21 protein-coding genes are annotated in these 18,031 nt (G+C 61.1%); 10 read left to right on the plus strand and 11 right to left on the minus strand.

The features are described 5' to 3' along the window. Positions 1-224: 224 nt before the first annotated feature. Positions 225-1,448: an argininosuccinate synthase gene (locus tag BS630_RS13530; protein WP_003543630.1), complete on the minus strand. Its 1,224-nt coding sequence runs from the start codon at positions 1,446-1,448 to the stop codon at positions 225-227. A 177-nt stretch (positions 1,449-1,625) separates the two neighbouring features. Here BS630_RS13530 and BS630_RS13535 point away from each other — a divergent pair, with 177 nt between their 5' ends. The 3 genes from BS630_RS13535 to BS630_RS13545 all read left to right on the plus strand — a co-directional run bounded on the left by BS630_RS13535 (position 1,626) and on the right by BS630_RS13545 (position 3,969). Further along, positions 1,626-2,477, plus strand: a complete 852-nt coding sequence (locus BS630_RS13535) for an SDR family NAD(P)-dependent oxidoreductase (RefSeq protein WP_077977864.1) — start codon at positions 1,626-1,628, stop codon at positions 2,475-2,477. Positions 2,478-2,666: 189 nt separating this feature from the next. Continuing rightward, positions 2,667-3,308, plus strand: a complete 642-nt coding sequence (locus tag BS630_RS13540; RefSeq protein WP_077977865.1) for a LysE family translocator — start codon at positions 2,667-2,669, stop codon at positions 3,306-3,308. Positions 3,309-3,603: 295 nt separating this feature from the next. Continuing rightward, positions 3,604-3,969, plus strand: coding sequence for a hypothetical protein (locus BS630_RS13545; RefSeq protein WP_077977866.1), 366 nt, complete (start codon positions 3,604-3,606; stop codon positions 3,967-3,969). A 48-nt stretch (positions 3,970-4,017) separates the two neighbouring features. Here the strand turns inward: BS630_RS13545 and BS630_RS13550 are convergent, their stop codons facing one another. The 4 genes from BS630_RS13550 to rlmN form a co-directional block, all read right to left on the minus strand. Next, complete coding sequence (locus BS630_RS13550; RefSeq protein ID WP_077977867.1) at positions 4,018-4,812, minus strand: ABC transporter ATP-binding protein; 795 nt, start codon at positions 4,810-4,812, stop codon at positions 4,018-4,020. Continuing rightward, a complete protein-coding gene (locus BS630_RS13555; protein ID WP_017989717.1) occupies positions 4,809-5,687 on the minus strand; it encodes an ABC transporter permease in 879 nt (292 codons plus the stop codon). Before BS630_RS13555 ends, BS630_RS13550 begins: the two co-directional genes overlap by 4 nt. Positions 5,688-5,809: 122 nt before the next feature. Further along, positions 5,810-6,763, minus strand: a complete 954-nt coding sequence (locus tag BS630_RS13560; protein WP_077977868.1) for an ABC transporter substrate-binding protein — start codon at positions 6,761-6,763, stop codon at positions 5,810-5,812. Positions 6,764-6,856: 93 nt separating this feature from the next. Then, positions 6,857-8,083 carry a dual-specificity RNA methyltransferase RlmN gene (gene rlmN, locus BS630_RS13565; protein ID WP_077977869.1) on the minus strand — a complete coding sequence of 409 codons (1,227 nt, stop codon included), beginning with the start codon at positions 8,081-8,083 and terminating at the stop codon, positions 6,857-6,859. A gap of 83 nt (positions 8,084-8,166) precedes the next feature. On the opposite strand from rlmN, the gene BS630_RS36460 reads away from it, so the two are divergent. Beyond that, positions 8,167-8,355: a hypothetical protein gene (locus BS630_RS36460; protein ID WP_131640837.1), complete on the plus strand. Its 189-nt coding sequence runs from the start codon at positions 8,167-8,169 to the stop codon at positions 8,353-8,355. A gap of 81 nt (positions 8,356-8,436) precedes the next feature. Here the strand turns inward: BS630_RS36460 and BS630_RS13570 are convergent, their stop codons facing one another. Then, positions 8,437-8,946 (minus strand): invasion associated locus B family protein, encoded by a 510-nt coding sequence (locus BS630_RS13570; protein WP_011653884.1) that lies wholly within the window; start codon positions 8,944-8,946, stop codon positions 8,437-8,439. Positions 8,947-9,282: 336 nt separating this feature from the next. Between BS630_RS13570 and BS630_RS13575 the strand changes: the two genes are divergently transcribed. Further along, positions 9,283-9,843: a sigma-70 family RNA polymerase sigma factor gene (locus BS630_RS13575; RefSeq protein ID WP_077977870.1), complete on the plus strand. Its 561-nt coding sequence runs from the start codon at positions 9,283-9,285 to the stop codon at positions 9,841-9,843. 87 nt (positions 9,844-9,930) lie between these two features. Here BS630_RS13575 and BS630_RS13580 read toward each other — a convergent pair whose 3' ends face one another. Continuing rightward, entirely contained in the window at positions 9,931-10,323 is a 393-nt protein-coding gene (locus BS630_RS13580) for a YkvA family protein (protein ID WP_077977871.1), read from the minus strand. Positions 10,324-10,403: 80 nt separating this feature from the next. Further along, positions 10,404-10,709, minus strand: coding sequence for a 4a-hydroxytetrahydrobiopterin dehydratase (locus BS630_RS13585; protein WP_077977872.1), 306 nt, complete (start codon positions 10,707-10,709; stop codon positions 10,404-10,406). Between the two features lie 33 nt (positions 10,710-10,742). Here BS630_RS13585 and BS630_RS13590 point away from each other — a divergent pair, with 33 nt between their 5' ends. After that, positions 10,743-11,243 (plus strand): low molecular weight protein-tyrosine-phosphatase, encoded by a 501-nt coding sequence (locus BS630_RS13590; RefSeq protein WP_077977873.1) that lies wholly within the window; start codon positions 10,743-10,745, stop codon positions 11,241-11,243. Here the strand turns inward: BS630_RS13590 and thpR are convergent. After that, positions 11,150-11,743: an RNA 2',3'-cyclic phosphodiesterase gene (gene thpR, locus BS630_RS13595; protein ID WP_026158922.1), complete on the minus strand. Its 594-nt coding sequence runs from the start codon at positions 11,741-11,743 to the stop codon at positions 11,150-11,152. The genes BS630_RS13590 and thpR overlap by 94 nt on opposite strands. 68 nt (positions 11,744-11,811) lie before the next feature. Then, positions 11,812-12,456 carry an arylesterase gene (locus tag BS630_RS13600; RefSeq protein WP_077977874.1) on the minus strand — a complete coding sequence of 215 codons (645 nt, stop codon included), beginning with the start codon at positions 12,454-12,456 and terminating at the stop codon, positions 11,812-11,814. Positions 12,457-12,529: 73 nt separating this feature from the next. Between BS630_RS13600 and BS630_RS13605 the strand changes: the two genes are divergently transcribed. From BS630_RS13605 to BS630_RS13620, 4 genes are all read left to right on the plus strand, one after another. Then, positions 12,530-13,237, plus strand: a complete 708-nt coding sequence (locus BS630_RS13605; protein ID WP_026265496.1) for an ABC transporter ATP-binding protein — start codon at positions 12,530-12,532, stop codon at positions 13,235-13,237. Beyond that, entirely contained in the window at positions 13,234-15,777 is a 2,544-nt protein-coding gene (locus tag BS630_RS13610; protein ID WP_077977875.1) for an ABC transporter permease, read from the plus strand. Before BS630_RS13605 ends, BS630_RS13610 begins: the two co-directional genes overlap by 4 nt. A gap of 180 nt (positions 15,778-15,957) precedes the next feature. Further along, positions 15,958-16,686: a Bax inhibitor-1/YccA family protein gene (locus tag BS630_RS13615; RefSeq protein WP_077977876.1), complete on the plus strand. Its 729-nt coding sequence runs from the start codon at positions 15,958-15,960 to the stop codon at positions 16,684-16,686. A 110-nt stretch (positions 16,687-16,796) separates the two neighbouring features. Further along, the gene (locus tag BS630_RS13620; RefSeq protein ID WP_077977877.1) at positions 16,797-17,354 is read left to right on the plus strand and encodes a GNAT family N-acetyltransferase; all 558 of its coding nucleotides are present in this window, start codon (positions 16,797-16,799) and stop codon (positions 17,352-17,354) included. A gap of 6 nt (positions 17,355-17,360) precedes the next feature. On the opposite strand, the gene BS630_RS13625 is transcribed toward BS630_RS13620, so the two are convergent. Continuing rightward, positions 17,361-17,762 (minus strand): DUF2794 domain-containing protein, encoded by a 402-nt coding sequence (locus BS630_RS13625; protein ID WP_020052035.1) that lies wholly within the window; start codon positions 17,760-17,762, stop codon positions 17,361-17,363. Between the last annotated feature and the right edge of the window lie 269 nt (positions 17,763-18,031).

The raw sequence follows: 18,031 nt of genomic DNA on the forward strand, positions 1-18,031 counted from the left end.
CCACAAACCATCAGTCCGCTACCCGAGAAATCGGCGAATGGCCTGATGCGAGCGGGTATGGCGATGGTAGGTCCGCACCGAGTCAGCTCGCGACAACGCACGCAGAGTGTTCCGCAATCCGGCCATCCAAAGTGCTCTAAGAATTTGGTGGCGTACCTCACTCCACAAAAAAGCCCGCGCGGCGATGCCGGCGGGCTCATATCCGGTTCGAAGCGGAACCGTGATTACTTCACAAGGTTGCGCTTGGCGAGCGTGCGCAGGCGCAGCGCATTGAGCTTGATGAAGCCGGCCGCATCCTTCTGGTCGTAGGCGCCCTGATCGTCCTCGAAAGTGACGAGCTTGTCGGAATAGAGCGACTTGTCGCTTTCGCGGCCGATGACCATGACATTGCCCTTGTAGAGCTTCAGCGTCACTTCGCCTTCGACATGCTCCTGGCTCTTGTCGATCAGCGCCTGCAGCATCTCGCGCTCCGGTGAGAACCAGAAGCCGTAATAGATCAGCTCGGCGTAACGCGGCATGATGTCGTCCTTGAGATGGGCGGCACCGCGGTCGAGCGTGATTGATTCGATGGCGCGGTGCGCCGAAAGCAGGATGGTGCCGCCTGGTGTCTCGTAGACGCCGCGCGACTTCATGCCGACAAAGCGGTTCTCGACCAGGTCGAGACGGCCGATACCGTTGTCACGGCCGTAATTGTTGAGCGCAGCCAGCAGCGTCGCCGGGCTCATGCGCACGCCGTTGATCGAAACCGCATCACCCTTTTCGAAGCCGACCTTGATGGTCGTTGCCTTGTCGGGTGCGGCCTCAGGCGAAATGGTGCGCATATGCACATATTCAGGCGCCTCCTGGGATGGGTCCTCGAGAACCTTGCCTTCGGAAGAGGAATGCAGAAGGTTGGCGTCGACGGAGAACGGCGCCTCGCCCATCTTGTCCTTGGCAACAGGGATCTGATGCTGTTCGGCAAAGGCCAGCAGGTCGGTGCGGCTCTTGAACGCCCAATCGCGCCAAGGCGCGATGATCTTGATGTCGGGGTTCAGGGCATAGGCGGAGAGCTCGAAACGGACCTGATCGTTGCCCTTGCCGGTTGCGCCGTGGGCAATCGCATCGGCGCCGGTCTTCTTGGCGATATCGATCAGATGCTTGGAAATCAGAGGACGGGCGATCGAGGTGCCGAGCAGATAGACGCCCTCGTAGACGGCATTGGCACGGAACATCGGGAAGACGAAATCGCGCACGAATTCTTCGCGCACATCCTCGATGTAGATCTCCTTGATGCCGAGCATCTCGGCCTTCTTGCGCGCCGGCTCCAGCTCTTCGCCCTGGCCGAGATCGGCGGTGAAGGTGACGACTTCGGCGCCGAGCTCCGTCTGCAGCCACTTCAGGATGATCGAGGTGTCGAGGCCGCCGGAATAGGCGAGAACGACTTTCTTCACGTCTTTGTATGATGCCATGATGATGAGGTCCGTTGCATAAAAGGCCGGCAAAACCCGGTGTCGCGGCACTTTTAGCGAGATTGGCGCGTGACGCAAGACCAAGTGCGACGCTGATGGTGCCGATACCGTTTGACAGCGTCAAAGCGGAGCCCATATTCGCCAGCGTCCGCAAACGCTCGAGGAGAGGTTGCCCCCGTGACGAATATTCAAGACATTTTCAAGAAATCCAATGTTGCCGTCATCACCGGCGGCGCCTCCGGCATCGGTCTTGCCGCGGCGAAATATTTCGCCGGACGCGGCATGAGCGTCGCCATCGCCGATCTCGGCGGCGATCGGCTGGCCGACGCCGCCAATGAGCTCAAGGCCATTGCCGGCGAGGAAAATGTGATGGCGGTCGAGACCGACGTCGCCACCAGAGATTCCCTGGAAGCGCTCGAGCGCGCCGTGCTCCAGCGTTTCGGCCGCGTGCACGTGCTGATGAACAATGCCGGCATCGGCCCGGAAACATCGATCTTCAGCCCGCAGGCGAACTGGGATAATATCTTCGCCGTCAACCTGATGGGCGTGATCAACGGCACGCGCACCTTCGGCCCGAAGATGCTGTCGCATGGCGAGCCGGGCCTGATCATCAACACCGGCTCCAAGCAGGGTATCACCACGCCACCCGGCAACCCCGCCTACAATATCTCCAAGGCTGGTGTGAAAGTCTTCACCGAAGCGCTGGAGCACGAGCTTCGCAACATCGAAGACGGAAAGATCTCCGCCCATCTTCTGATCCCCGGCTTCGTCTTCACCGGCCTCACCAAGGGCGACCGCGCCGAAAAACCGGCCGCGGCCTGGACGCCGGAACAGACCGTCGATTTCATGGTCGAAAGCCTCGAACGCGGCGATTTCTATATCCTCTGCCCCGACAATGACGTCGCGCGTCCGGTCGACGAGCGACGCATGCTCTGGGCAGCCGGCGATATCGTCGAGAACCGCCCGCCGCTGTCGCGCTGGCACAAGGATTATGCCGACAAGTTCAAGGCCTTCCTCGAACAGAAGTAATCGGTACCATCAGAAGGTTTGATTGGTAATTTTCTGAAAGCCGAGTAGGAGATCCCTAAAGCGCGTCGCGATCTTTCAGATTCGCTCCTCGCACTTTAGGTCTTTGTTCTTACGCATGTCGTTGTCGCAAAACCGCTACACACTTTTGCGCGACATGCTTTAGATCCTTTCCGGCTTTCGGAGTGTGTCATGGATTTCCTGCCCAGCCTGCCGACCCTTCTCGCCTTTGCCGCCGCGACGCTGCTGCTTGCGGCAACCCCAGGCCCCGATATGACGCTGTCGATCAGCCGCGCGCTCGCCCAGGGCAAAAAGGCGGCGCTCTTCGTTGTCGTCGGCACCAGCCTCGGCATCGTCGTCCACACCATGCTGGTCGCTTTCGGCATTTCGGCGCTGATCACCGCCTCGCCGACCTCCTTCCTGATCCTGAAGACCGGCGGTGCCGCCTATCTGCTCTGGCTGGCGGTGCAGGCGATCCGTTTCGGCTCGAAGCTCACCGTCGCCAAGGTCGAGGAGCAGAAGGGCACCGCCCTCTCGAACATCTCGTCGGGCTTCTGGGTCAATCTTCTGAACCCCAAGGTCATCATCTTCTTCATGACCTTCCTGCCGCAATTCGTCAGCGCCGGCGATCCAGCCGTCACCCAAAAGCTGCTTTTCCTCGGCTTCTGCTTCATCCTGATCGGCATGCCGGTCAATGCCAGCGTCGTCTTTGCCGCCGACTGGCTGGCCTCCTGGCTGCAGAACAACAAAAAAGTGCTGCGCGGCATGGACTACACCTTCGCCGGCGTCTTCTCGATCTTTGCCGCGAAGATCCTGCTCACCCAATCGAGATAGCCGCGGTTGCGCAGCAATCCCACGGTTGCGCAGCAATCCGCCCGCGGTCAGCTTATCGATCCGCCCGCGGTCGTGAAACGATCCGCCGCCAGCTGCACCAATATTCGCGAGACGCCACGCCGGAGCAGGCAGTGACCGCGAATTTCGTCGTCTTCCAAAATTATTCCATGCCTTTCGCGCGATCACTTGTGATCAACATATGATCGTAAGTCGGCAATTGTGGCTAGGCCACGCCACCTTCTCCGCCCACATATCCTTTACGGCTCACGAAGAGCTGCCTTGAAAGGATAAGTCAATGATTACGTTCCGCAATATCATAACAGCAGGAGTTGTTGCGCTGACGTTTGCCGCCACGTCCCTGACAGCGACAACACCTGCCTTAGCGCACGGCGGCGAAGGCCATGGCGGTGGCGGCTTCTCGCGTAACGGCGGCCACTTCGGCGGTGGTGCGCATATGGGCGGCAGCAATTTCGCCGATCGCGGCTTCGGAGCGCATCATTTCGGCGGAGCCGGCCATTTTGGCGGACACCGCGACGGCCGTTTCGCCTTCCATGATAGGAATCGTCTGTTCTTCGGCGATGACGACTATGACCCGGAACAGTGCCAGCCGGAATGGCTCAACCAGTACGGCCATCGCGTGCTGGTGGAAGTCTGCTCTTGATGACGGTCCCCCTGGCCTCTGAGGAGTCGTGAAACGATCGGCTGCCCGCTAACCGATCAGCAGCGCATCGTCATCCAGCGTCTGGCCGCGCATCTTGCGGAACATTGCAATCAGATCCTCGACCTGCAATGTCCTGCGGCTGTCGCCGGCGACATCGAGCACGATCTCGCCGCCATGCAGCATCACGGTCCGGTGGCCATAATCGAGCGCCTGGCGCATTGAATGCGTCACCATCAGCGTCGTCAGCTTGCGCTCGGAAACGATCTTCTGGGTCAGGCCCATGATGAATTCCGCCATGCCGGGGTCAAGCGCCGCCGTATGTTCGTCGAGCAGCAGCACTTCCGAGCCCGCCAGCGTCGCCATGACGAGCGAGACGGCTTGGCGCTGGCCGCCGGAGAGCAGGTCCATGCGGTCCTTCATGCGGTTCTCCAGCCCGAGATTGAGTTCGGCGATCCTCTCGCGAAAATGGTCGCGCCGTTTCGCGCCAAGCGCCGAAACAAGCCCGCGCCGTTTGCCGCGTCGCGCCGCAAGCGCCAGGTTTTCCTCGATCGACAAGGCGCCGCAGCTTCCGGTCAGCGGGTCCTGGAAGACACGGGCAACGAGCCCGGCCCGCGCCGCCGTCGTCTTGCGGGTGACGTCGGCACTGCCGATTAGCACCTGTCCTTCGCTTGCCAGCACATCGCCGGCGAGCACGCCGAGCAGCGTCGATTTGCCGGCGCCGTTCGAGCCGATGACGGTAACGAAGGAGCCTTCCTCGATCGTCAGGCTGACACCCGAGAGCGCCTGCTTCTGCAGCGGCGTGCCGCGCCCGAAAACGACCTTGATGTTCTTGAGGTTGATCACGACGCGGCACCTCCGCGCAAACGGGGAAGGATGAGCGCCACGGTTACCAGCACGGCCGTGACGAAATTGAGGTCGGACGCCTGCAGGCCGATGACGTCGCTCGAAAGCGCCAGCTGGATGGCGATGCGATAGAGGATCGAGCCGAGCACGCATCCAACAAGCGCGATCAGCAGACCGCGGCGCCCGAGCAGCGTCTCGCCGATGATGACGGCAGCCAGACCGACGACGATCGTGCCGACGCCCGAGGTAACATCGGCAAAGCCGTTCGTCTGGGCAAACAGTGCGCCGCCGAGCGCCACCAGCGCGTTGGAGATCGCCATGCCGAGATAGATCTGCCGGCTGGTATCGACGCCCTGCGCCCGCGCCATCCTTGCATTGGCGCCGGTAGCCCGCATTGCCAGCCCGGCATCGCTTTCCAGGAAACGCCAGACCAGGATGAGCGCGATGACGACCAGAACACCGACGAAGAGCGGCCGCACGTAGAAATCGCGAAGGCCATGGCCGAAGAACGGGCTGATCATCGTGTCGGCATTGATGAGGGCGACATTGGGTTTGCCCATTACGCGCAGATTGACGGAAAACAGCGCGATCATCGTCAGGATCGAGGCAAGCAGATTGAGGATCTTGAAGCGCACGTTGAGCAGCGCCGTCACCATGCCCGCGGCGGCACCCGCCGCCATGGCGATCAGCGCCGCAAGCCAGGCATTGACGCCGGCAATGATCAGCACGGCCGTCACCGCCGCGCCAAGCGGAAAGGAGCCGTCGACCGTCAGGTCGGGAAAGTCGAGAACTCGAAAGGCGAGATAGACCCCAAGGGCGACGAAGGAATAGACCAGGCCGAGCTCGACGGCCCCCCAGAATGCGATTTGGCTCAAGGCTTTCAGCCCCTTTTTTGTCCGTTCCGCCCGTCGCGAAACGCAGCCTTTTAATACAAACAACCGCTCCCGTGCAAACGAGAGCGGCTGAATACGATGAAGGAGCTAGAAGTGCCGGCCAACTATTCGATGACTTTGTTAGCGCGGGAAAGCACGCTCTGCGGCAGCGTGACCCCCATTTTCTCGGCCGCCGCCTTGTTGACGACGAGGTCGCTGCCGGCGGCAGTCTTGACCGCGATGTCGCCCGGGTTCTCGCCCTTTAGCACACGCACGACGATGTCGCCGGTCTGCTTGCCGACATCATAATAGTTGAAGCCGAGGGCGGCGATCGAACCGCGCGAAACCGAATCCGTATCGGCGGTAAAGAGCGGCAGCTTGCTCTCCTCGGCAACCGCGACAGCGCCTTCAAGCGCCGAGATGATGGTGTTGTCGGTTGGAATGTAGATCGCATCGGCGCGGCCGACGAGCGCACGCGCCGCACCCTGAACCTCGGCCGATTTGGTGGCGGCCGATTCGACCACCTTCAGGCCAGCCTTTTCGGCTTCAGCCTTCAACACGGCGAGCAGCGAAACGGAATTCGCCTCGCCGGAGTTGTAGAGATAGCCGATGGTTTTCAAATCGGGCAGGATTTCCTTGATCAGCGCAAGGTGCTCGGCGACCGGCGACATATCGGAGAGGCCGGTGACGTTACCGCCTGGCTTGTCCATGTTCTTGACGAGTTGGGCGCCGAGCGGATCGGACACGGCCGTGAAGACGACAGGAATGTCGCGCGTCGAGGAAACGACGGCCTGGGCTGATGGCGTCGAGATCGGCACGATGACATTGGGCTCGTCGCCGGCAAACTGGCGAGCGATCTGGGCTGCCGTCGCCGGATTGCCCTGCGCCGATTCGAACACGAACTTCAGGTTTTCGCCCTCTTTATAGCCGGCCGCCGTCAGCGCATCCAGAACACCCTTGCGCGCCGCATCCAGCGCCGGATGTTCGACGATCGCCGTCACGGCGACGGTGACGTCATCAGCCTTCGCGGGCAGGGAAAGGGCCAAACTGGCGGCAAGAGCGAGTAAAATCGGGCGCATGGGGATCCTCCTGAATGATTTTGGGGGCACTTTTAGGAAAAGCGCCCCCTGAAATCAATCGCGGAGAATTGTAGCGAGGATCAAACTTGCTGATCAGTCGTCGGCGCCGTGATTGGCGATCATCATCGCCTCGAAGGCCAGGCGTTCGGTCTTGCGCATGCGTTCCGATTCCGACTTCAGCTGGCCGCAGGCGGCAAGGATGTCGCGGCCGCGCGGCGTACGGATCGGCGAGGCATAACCTGCCGAATTGATGAAATCGGCGAACTTCTCGATCTGCTCCCAGTCGGAACACTGATAATTGGTGCCGGGCCAGGGATTGAAGGGGATGAGGTTGATCTTTGCCGGCACGCCCTTCAGGAGCTTGATCAGCCCCTTGGCGTCTTCCAGGCTGTCGTTGACATCCTTCAGCATCACATATTCGAAGGTGATGCGCCGCGCGTTGGAAAGGCCCGGATAGGTCCGGCAGGCTTCGATCAGCTCCTTCAGTGGGTACTTCTTGTTGATCGGCACCAGAATGTCGCGCAGATCGTCGCGTACCGCATGCAGCGAAATCGCCAGCATGACGCCGATTTCCTCGCCGGTGCGGAAGATCTCCGGCACGACGCCGGAGGTGGACAGCGTCACGCGGCGCCTGGACAGCGACAGGCCGTCACCATCCGTGGCGATCAGCAATGCCTGTTTGACGGCATCGAAGTTATAAAGCGGCTCGCCCATGCCCATCATGACGATGTTGCTGACCTTGCGGCCCTCGGCCGGCATGATCGTACCCTGCGGCGCTTCACGGTCTGGGAAATCCCCAAGCCGGTCGCGGGCAAGCAGCAGCTGCGAAAGAATTTCCTCCGCCGTCAGGTTGCGCACCAGACGCTGCGTCCCGGTATGACAGAAGGAACAGGTGAGCGTGCAACCGACCTGGCTCGATATACAGAGCGTGCCGCGGCCCTCTTCCGGAATGTAGACGGCCTCGATCTCGACGGGACGCCCGGCACCGCGGGCGGGAAAGCGCAGCAGCCATTTGCGCGTGCCGTCGTTGGAGACCTGCTCCTCGACGATCTCGGGACGTTCGATGGTGAAATGCTGCTTCAGCATCTCGCGCATGTCCTTGGCGACATTCGTCATATGGTCGAAGTCGGAGACCCCGCGCACATAGATCCAGTTCCAGAGCTGCGAGACGCGCATCTTGATCTGCTTCTCGGCCACACCCTTTTCCCGGAGTGCCGCCCCCATCTCCTCGCGCGACAGGCCGATCAGGGACGGCTTCTCGAGGCTGGCGGACGTGCGCGCCTGCGGCTTAGTGACAACGATCGCATCCATGACGGACATAGGCATTCATCCCGAATTCAAACATGTGGCTGCTCCTCGCAACCCCGCGGGCTTCAGCGGTAAGCCGGAAGACCTGTGGGCGCATGACAGCACATCGGCAGAAATTGAATGGCGGAACGGCGACTGAAATCGCGATCTGTCCGCTGTTGGCGCCGGCTTTAGCATCATTTTGCCCGCGCGTCACCATCAAGCATGTCGCGCAAAAGTGTGCAGCGGTTTTACGTAACGACATGCGTAAAAACAAAGACCTAAAGCGCGAGGAGCGTATCTGAAAGATCGCGACGCGCTTTAGATGGAAACGGCATGGGCCGGCGCAAGGCCGGCCCATGAAATTCTTCGGCCTAAAGGACCGCTTACTTGCAGGTTTCGATCTGCTTCAGCGCAGCCGAGATACCCGAGAGCGAATAGCTGTAGGAGGTGCCGGTACCCTTGCGCGAAACGGCGTTGACCGTCATCGAATGACCGGTTTTCATCGCGGCGACGAGGGCCGGCTCCTGCGCCGCGTTCTCGACCCAGCCGGCCTTGTCCTTGGTGAACATTACGAAGGTCTTGTTGTCGATGACGACGTTGATCTTCGAACTTTCCTTGACCGTGTAGCCCATCATCGCCTGCGGCTCGTAGGAGATGTTCTGGCCCGGGCGCTGGGAGACGATGAAGAAATTGTCGCCGTGGTCGACGCTTGCCGGCTGCTTTGCCGTCGGAACGGACAGCACGTAGCAGACGGTGCTGTTGCCCGACTTGTAGGAGTAGGCGCCCCATGCCTGGAACTGCTGGATGCGGTTCGGCGCGGCCTGCTGCGCTGTCGCAACTCCGGCCATAACAAGGGTGAGTGCGAGAGCGGATACGATACTTTTTACAAACATGGATTCCTGCCGGTTCTTGCGATTCAAGGCCCGAAGCGATCATAGCGGGCGCCGCATAATCACCATCTGCTTTATTTTGACTTAATTCAGGTTACCAAATGGTCAACAATAGCTGCGATTTGTATGTGCCTGTGTCGTTTCAGCTCGGGTGCCAATTTTCGTTCCTTTGACGGTATCGGCCGCGACACCCTGCCCCAATGGCACTGGCCCTCCGTTCGGCTGAATTTAAGACACAAAGATTCAGGCAAGAGTTTGACCTTTCCCAAATCCGTTGTACCTCAGTAAGACTTGGAAATCCGGGACGAAATTATTGTCGCAGGGGGCTGGTGAGGGGATATGGATGCCGAGGAAAGACAGCGTTTCGCTGCCCTCGCCAAGGCCGTCGCGGACGATCGCGACCAGCAGGCCTTTTCCATCCTGTTCGACTATTTCGCACCCCGCCTGAAGGCCTGGCTGATGCGCCAGAGGATGACATCAGGCGAGGCCGAGGAACTGGTCCAGGAGATCATGATCGTGCTCTGGCACAAGGCAGAGCTTTACGATGCCACGCGATCTTCCCTCTCGACCTGGCTTTTCCGCATTGCCCGCAACCGCCGCATCGACATGCAGCGGCGCGCCAACACCCGCATCTTCGACGAGACCGATCCGGCCCTGCAGCCGCCGGCCGATATCGGCGCGGAAGAAATCATCGCCAATGACGATCGCGACGCCAAGATACGCGCCGCCGTCGGCCAATTGCCGGAGGAACAGCGCGACATGCTGCGCGCCGCCTTCTTCCTCGGTCAATCGCATTCGGAGATCGCCGAAGCGACCGGTCTCCCGCTCGGCACGATAAAATCGCGTATCCGGCTTGCCTTCGGCAAGCTTCGCAAGGTGCTGGAACGCGAAATCGCCTGATGCAATGTTGCCCAAGAGGAAGCAGCGCTTTGGGGATGACGACACGCATGAAACAAGCTGTCGCATCCCGGTTGGACGGGACACGCGTTAAATCGTCTTCATCGCTTCTTCCGGTCGATCGGCGAGAACGCGGTCGGCTGCTTCGTAGTGGCCCGGCCGGATGTGACCGCGCACCATGGCGAAGGCCGCCGAAAGCACGGCGATGTCGTCGGAAAAGCCGATGACGGCGAAAATATCCGGGATCATATCGACCGGCATGACGAAATAGGCGAGTGCTGCAAGCAACACGCCGCGCACCTTCGTCGGCGTCTTCGGATCGAGCGCGCAATAGAAACCGGCGACCACATCGCGCGAGAACGGGATCTGCCGCACCGCCCGCCGAAACGTCGGCCAGAATTTCTGCCTGACGGTTTTCTCGCGCCGACTTTGGGTATCCTCGTCGCCCGGCAACAGGATTTCCCCGAATTTGACCTCGTCCATCCCTGCATCCCTTTCGTCCAAGCGAACATATGGTGACGGCGCCCAGTCTTTCAATCGGCCCCTTTCAATCGGCCCAGCTTTCAAACAACACGGCGCGCCGCAGCCTTCTCCATGGCTTTGGCGAGCTTGAAATCCAACTCCGTCAGTCCGCCGGCATCATGCGTGTTCAGCGTCACATCCACCTTGGAATAGACATTGAACCATTCGGGATGATGGTTGAGCTTCTCGGCCGCAAGCGCTGCCTCCGTCATGAAGCCGAAAGCCTCGACGAAATTTGCGAACTTGTACGTCTTCGATATCGAAGAGCCCGCATCATTGAGCGCCCAGCCCGAAAGCTCGGTCAGCTCAGCCTCAACCGCCGTCCGTTCCAGTCTTTCCATTTTCATGCCATGCTCCTCTTCTCTGTCGACAGGTTACCGATGAAACGCATCAGCATCCTCTTCGTTTGCATGGGCAATATATGCCGTTCTCCACTCGCGCAGGGAATTTTTGGCCATCTCGTGGCCGAGGCAGGCTTGACCCGCGATTATGCGATCGATTCCGCCGGCACCGGCGGCTGGCATGAGGGCGAGCCGCCAGACCGGCGTTCGATCGCCACCGCGACAAGCCACGGCATCGACATATCGGGACAGCGCGCCCGGCGCATCAGGTCGAGTGACTTTAGGGATTTCGATCTGATCCTTGCCATGGACCGCGACAATCTGGCCGCACTCGAAGAGAGCGCACTGCCTGGGGCGAATATCCGTCTGTTTGGTGATATCGCGCTGGGAACCGGAGAGGATATCCCCGATCCCTATTATGGCGTCCCTGAAGGTTTCGAGCTGGTCTACACCAGGCTCTTGACCGGCTGCTGCAGGCTGCTCGAAACGCTGGGCGCCGAGCGCACCTCGTGCAGCGGGAATACTTCCTCGGTGAGGTAAGGCCCGCCGCCGACCGATTCGCGCGACGAAAGCAGCACGAAGCGCGGTGCGGTGAAGGTTGCGGTGTGGAAGTTGCCGCGTCCCGCCAGATATTGCACGACATCGTCGAGCCGCGAAGATTTGAGCCGCGCCAGCGTCACATGCGGCATGAATTTGCGGGGATCCGGCGGCAGGCCGATGCGCTGGCAGATGCGCTCGATCTCGCCCTGCAGGGCATACATCTCAGGCGATTGCGAGACGCCGGCCCAGACCGAATGCGGTTTCTTCGAGCCGAAGGAACCGATGCCTTCCAGCCGGAACTGGAATTCCGGCCGGTCGATGCGGTCGAGGCGTTCAACGATTTCATCGGCCGTCCGGCCGTCGACATCACCGATGAAGCGCAGAGTGATGTGGTAATTCTCCACATCGATCCATCGTGCTCCGGGGAGGCCACCGCGCAGCAATGAAAGACTCATCGCCGCATTGCGCGGAATTTCGAGGGCGGTAAACAGTCTCGGCATCACGAGCACTCCCCGAATCTTTTGCAGGTGCTCACACGGAATCATGCAATCAACAACCGCGCAAGCCCCTAATTCTTCACAGAAGAAATCGCTTCGACGAAATTTGTGACAGCAGGCTCCATCTTTTCGACCATGACGTCGACCCCTCTCGCATTCGGATGCATGCCGTCGTCGAGCTTCAACCCCGCCTCCAGCGCAACGCCGTCGAGGAAGAAAGCATAGAGTGGAAGCCCATGTTTTTCCGAGAGTTGCTGATAGATCGGGTTGAATCGTCCGGCATAATCCGACCCCATGTTCGGCGGCGCCATCATGCCGGCGAGCAGTACGGCAATGCCGCGTTCCTTCAGCCGGATAATCATCTGGTCGAGATTCTTCTCGCTCTCCTCCGGCGGAATACCGCGCAACGCATCATTGGCGCCAAGCTCCAGAATGACCCCATCGGTGCCGTCGGGTACCGACCAGTCGATGCGCGCAAGACCCCCTGTCGTCGTGTCTCCGGAAACCCCGGCATTGGCGATAGTGACGTCGAGGCCCTTCGCCTTCAGGGCCGCCTGCAGCTTTTCGGGAAAGCCGTCGCCGGGCGGCAGCTGATAGCCCGCCATCAAACTGTCCCCAAAACCGACGAGATTGATCGTCCGGGCATCGGCTGCAGTGGCAAAGATCAGCGAGACGGCGATGACGGTGAATTGAAGGGCGGCAACTTTAAATCTCATCGTGTCTTCCCTAGATTGGCGAAGTGCTGTCATGCGGCCATTCGATTACGAACTTTATATAGGGCGATTCCTGTTGGCAAAAACCATTATCGAGTTGAAGAGCGCCGATCTGACCCTTGGCAGCGCAGCCGCTTCCGTCCATGTGCTGAAGGGCATCGATCTCGATATCGCTGCCGGCGAATCCGTCGGCATCGTCGGCCCTTCCGGTTCCGGCAAATCCACCTTGCTGATGGTGCTTGCCGGGCTGGAGAAACTCGACAGCGGTGAAATCAACATCAATGACACGCCGCTCCATAGTCTCAGCGAGGACCAGGTCGCCGATTTCCGCGGCCGCAACATCGGCATCGTCTTCCAGTCCTTCCACTTGATCGCCAACATGACGGCGCTGGAAAACGTCGCCGTGCCGCTCGAACTCGCCAATGTCGGCAACGCCTTCGAGATCGCTCATCGCGAGCTGAAATCGGTCGGCCTCGGCGAACGGCTGAACCACTATCCCGGTCAGCTTTCCGGCGGTGAACAGCAGCGCGTGGCGATCGCCAGGGCGCTCGCCCCATCGCCGGCCCTGCTGATCGCCGATGAGCCGACCGGCAATCTCGACACCGAGACCGGCCGCCAGATCGCCGATCTTCTGTTCTCCAAGCAGGCTGAACGCGGCACGACCCTGCTTCTCGTCACCCATGACGTCTCGCTCGCAAACCGGTGCTCGCGCCAGATTCGCGTCCGCTCCGGCCGGATCGAAGGCGACAGCGCCGCCCGCCGCAGTGAAGCGGCGATCGCATGAGGATCATCACGCCACGCGTTTCGTTGGCTTTTCGACTGGCGCTGCGCGAGCTGCGCGGCGGCATCCGCGGCTTCTACATCTTCCTTGCCTGCATCGCGCTCGGCACCGGCGCGATTGCCGCCGTCAATTCCGTTTCGCAGTCGATCACCGACACGATCGCCTCGCAGGGACAGGAACTGCTGGCCGGCGACGTCCGCTTCGAACTCAATAACCGGGAAGCCACGCCTCAGGAAATAGGTTTCCTCGAAGGCCTCGGCAGCGTTTCGCTGTCGACAGGGCTGCGCTCGATGGCGCGCAAACCTGACGGTTCCGATCAGGCGCTGGTAGAGGTCAAGGCCGTCGACGACGCCTACCCGCTCTACGGCAAGTTCGTCGCCGAGCCGGACTATCCGCTTGCAGCACTGCTTTCGGGCCAAGGCGGCACCTATGGTGCGGTCGCAGCCCCCCTCCTTCTCGATCGGCTCGGGCTTGCGATCGGCGACGAATTGCTGCTCGGCAACGTCAAGCTCAGCATCACCGGTACGGTGAAAACCGAGCCGGATGCACTGTCGGAAGGTTTCGGCTTTGCGCCTCGTCTGCTCGTCAGCCGCCAAGCGCTCCAAGCCTCCGGGCTGATCCAGACCGGAAGCCTGGTCGAACACGCCTATAAGATCCGGCTGGACGACAAGGGCTCGATGTCGGGCATCCAGGCACGCGCCTCCAAGGAGTTCCCCTCCGCCGGCTGGGCGATCCGCACAAGCGACCGCGCCGCGCCCTCGCTCACCGAAAACATCACCCGCTTCTCGCAGTTCCTGACGCTGGTCGGCCTCACAGCGCTGATCGTCGGTGGCGTCGGCGTCGCCAATGCCGTGCGCGCCTTCCTCGATTCCAAGCGCACCACCATCGCCACCTTCAAATGTCTCGGCGCGCCGGCGCAGGTCGTCGTTCTGATCTATCTCTTCCAGATCGCCATCATCGCTCTCGGCGGCATCCTGATCGGCCTCGTGATCGGCGCCCTGTCACCGATGCTTGCCGCGCAGTTCCTGGCGCAGTTCCTGCCTGTCTCGACGGCGCCGACCCTCTATCCCGGCGCGCTGCTGCTCGCCACGCTCTTCGGCATCCTGACGACGCTCGCCTTCGCCATCCTGCCGCTCGGTCACGCCCGCGAAGTGCCGGCGACGGCACTCTTCCGCGAGCAGGGCTTCGAAGCCCGCCACTTGCCCTCCTGGCCCTACATCCTGCTTGCCGCGCTGTTCATGGCCGGCCTTGCCGGGCTTGCCATTCTCACCGCCTATGACCGCTTTATCGCCGTCGTCTTCGTCGGGGCGATCGTCTTCGCCTTCGTCGTCCTGCGCCTGGTCGCCGCGCTGATCGCCTGGCTCGCGCGCCGCAGCCCACGCGTCAATTCGCCGGCATTGCGGCTTGCGATCGGCAACATCCATCGTCCCGGCGCACTGACGCCCTCAGTCGTGCTCTCGCTCGGCCTTGGCCTGGCATTGCTGGTGACGCTGACCCTGATCGACGGGAACCTGCGCCAGCAGCTGACCGGCCGCATGAACGAGGGTGCGCCGAACTTCTTCTTCGTCGATATCCAGAGCGTCGAGGTCGGCGCCTTCCGCGATCTCGTCCAAGGCCAGGCGCCGAAGGGCAAACTCGTCGAAGTGCCGATGCTGCGCGGCCGGATCATCGCCTTCAACGGCGAGGACGTCACCAAGATGAACGTGCCGGCGGCCGGCCGCTGGGTGCTGAACGGCGATCGCGGCATCACCTATGCCGAAACCCTGCCGGAGAACGCCGCCCTCACCGAAGGCAAATGGTGGGACAAGGATTACAGCGGCGAGCCGCTCGTCTCCTTCTCCTCGGAAGAGGCGCATGAACTCGGCCTCAAGCTCGGCGATAAGGTGACCGTCAACGTGCTCGGCCGCAACATCACGGCGAAGATCGCCAATCTGCGCCGCGTCGAGTGGGAATCGCTGTCGATCAATTTCGTCATGGTTTTCTCGCCGAATACCTTCCGCGGCGCCCCGCATGCGTGGCTGGCGACGCTGACCGATCCCTCCTCGACACCGGCCGAAGATGCGGCGATCCTGAAATCGGTCACCAACACCTATCCGACGATCACCAGTGTGCGCGTCAAGGACGCGATCGATATCGTCAACCAGCTGGTCGCACAGCTGGCGACCGCAATCCGCGCTGCGGCCTCGGTCGCCCTGATCGCCTCGATCCTCGTCCTTGCCGGCGCGCTTGCCGCCGGAAACCGGGCGCGCACCCACGACGCGGTGGTGCTGAAGACGCTCGGTGCCACGCGCGCCATGCTGATCCGCGCCTTCAGCTACGAATATCTGATCCTCGGCCTCGCGACTGCGATCTTCGCGCTGATCGCCGGCAGCGCCGCCGCTTGGTTCATCGTCGCCCGCATCATGCGTCTGCCCTCGGCCTTTCTGCCCGACGTGGCGGGACTGACGCTTGTTACCGCGCTCGTCCTGACCGTCGGCATCGGCCTCATCGGCACCTGGCGCATCCTCGGACAGAAGGCAGCCCCCGTCTTGCGCGAGCTTTGACCGGGCAGCGGCACCCAAACCCTTCACCTTACGGCGATTTAACCGAGCGAGCCTATGCAAGCCTCTTGTTTGCAAAGGGCGAAAGCCTCATATTATCCGCAGGCATGCTGGAGCTCCGCAGCGGCGCCCGGGTCGAAAACCCCGACACCGTATTTCCATCGGAGCTTGTAAGAGGAAACTATGGCTGATCTTCGTAACTATCAAAGCCGCGCTCAGACCGGCGAGATGATTGATCAAGGCCTGCGCGCTTATATGCTCAAGGTTTACAACCTGATGGCGCTGGGTCTGGCGATCACCGGCGTGGCCGCATATCTGTCGTTCCAATTCGCCTTCGCCAATGGTGAGCTGACCGCTTTCGGTCAGGCGATCTATGTGAGCCCACTGAAGTGGGTGGTCATTCTGGCGCCGCTGGCTCTGGTGTTCTTCCTGAGCTTCCGGATCCATAGCATGACGGTGGCCGCCGCGCAGACGACCTTTGCGGTCTACGCCGCGCTCGTCGGCCTGTCGCTCTCGTCGATCTTCCTGATCTACACGGGCCAGAGCGTCGTTCAGACCTTCTTCGTCACCGCCGCCTCCTTCGGCGCGCTGTCGCTTTACGGCTACACGACGAAGCGTGACTTGTCGGCGATGGGCTCGTTCCTGATGATGGGTCTTTTCGGCCTGATCATCGCTTCGCTGGTCAACATCTTCCTGGCCTCGTCCGCCGTGCAGTTCGCGATCTCGGTACTCGGCGTGCTGATCTTCGCAGGCCTCACCGCCTACGATACGCAGCGGATCAAGGAACTGTACCTGGAAGCCGATGACGTCGCCGTCGCCGGCCGCAAGGCGATCATGGGTGCGCTGACGCTCTATCTCGACTTCATCAACCTCTTCATGTTCCTGCTGCAGTTCATGGGCAACCGTAAATAAGCAGGGCAGACTGGGATCGAAAAGGCGGCTTCGGCCGCCTTTTTTGTTGCGCAGGCTTTCATGGAATGGTTTTAGAAAGCCCTTGCCGCCTTTATGGATCTGCTGCTGAAATGTCCTTCCTCCTGCGCGATGCTTCGAATGCCGATATTCCCGCCATTGCGGATATCTATCGCGAATCGGTCCTGAACGGCGTAGCGAGCTATGAGATCGTCCCGCCCTCCGAGGCCGAGATGGCACTGCGTTTTTCGGCGATCGTCGGCCAGCAATATCCCTATATCGCAGCCATCGGCGCGGACGGGACTCTCCTCGGCTACGCCTATGCCTCGGCCTTCCGCACGCGTCCTGCCTATCGCTGGCTGGTCGAGGATTCGATCTATCTGGCGCCTGAAGCCCGTGGCCGCGGCATCGGCAAGGCGCTGCTCGCCGAACTGGTCATCCGCTGCACCACCCTCGGCTTTCGGCAGATGGCGGCCGTCATCGGCGGCGCCAGCCCCGCATCGATCGCGCTCCATCGCACGGCCGGCTTCGAGGAGGTCGGACTGATGAAGGGCACCGGCTACAAACACGGCCGCTGGCTGGATACGATGTTCATGCAGCGCGCGCTTGGCGAAGGCATGAGCACCGATCCGGACCCGTCGACCTATCCCGGCGTGCTGTTTAACGGCTGATATGGCTTATTTGTCGACGAGCTTCAGGGCCTTGTCGAAGACCTTCAGCACTTGGTTCAGCTCGTGACCGCGCTTCAGGATCGTGCCGTTGACGCTGATTACGGAATAGGCGCCCTGCTTGGCGGCAAGCTTCGGGTTTTTCTCGATGCGGAAGAGCGGCATTTCGCCGGAACGCTTGAAAACGGAAAAGACGGCCCTGTCCTTCAGGTGATCGATGGCGTAGTCGCGCCATTCACCATCACCGACCATCCGGCCGTAGATCCAGAGGATCGCGTCCAGTTCGCGCCGGTGGAAGGTCACCGGAAGCGGGTCCTTGCTTTGTTTGTATTCCCTGAGATCGACGACGACTGAGGAACTATTGTCGACGGATCGGCTTTCGCCGTGTCGCAAATCCGGCTGATCTGTCATCAGTCTCCCGAGGCCTCCGCTTGTGACAGGAGGGTGACAGTTTGCCCGAGCCACCGCAAATTGCAAGAGTGCCAGCCGTCACATTCAGCCGCACGACAACACCGCACGTCTCTCGCCCAAGGACGCTGTAGCACTTTGAGTCAGTGCTTCATGCCTTCCGAAAGCTGAGTTCGATTTTCAGAAAGCATGATGCGCAGGACAGGTCAACGCTTTCTCCGCAGCGCCGCATTTCAGTCAAAACAGCGCCTCATTTGCAGGAGATTTATGAA

It is taken from the genome of Rhizobium laguerreae (assembly GCF_002008165.1).
In the GTDB taxonomy this organism is placed as follows: Bacteria; Pseudomonadota; Alphaproteobacteria; order Rhizobiales; family Rhizobiaceae; genus Rhizobium; species Rhizobium laguerreae.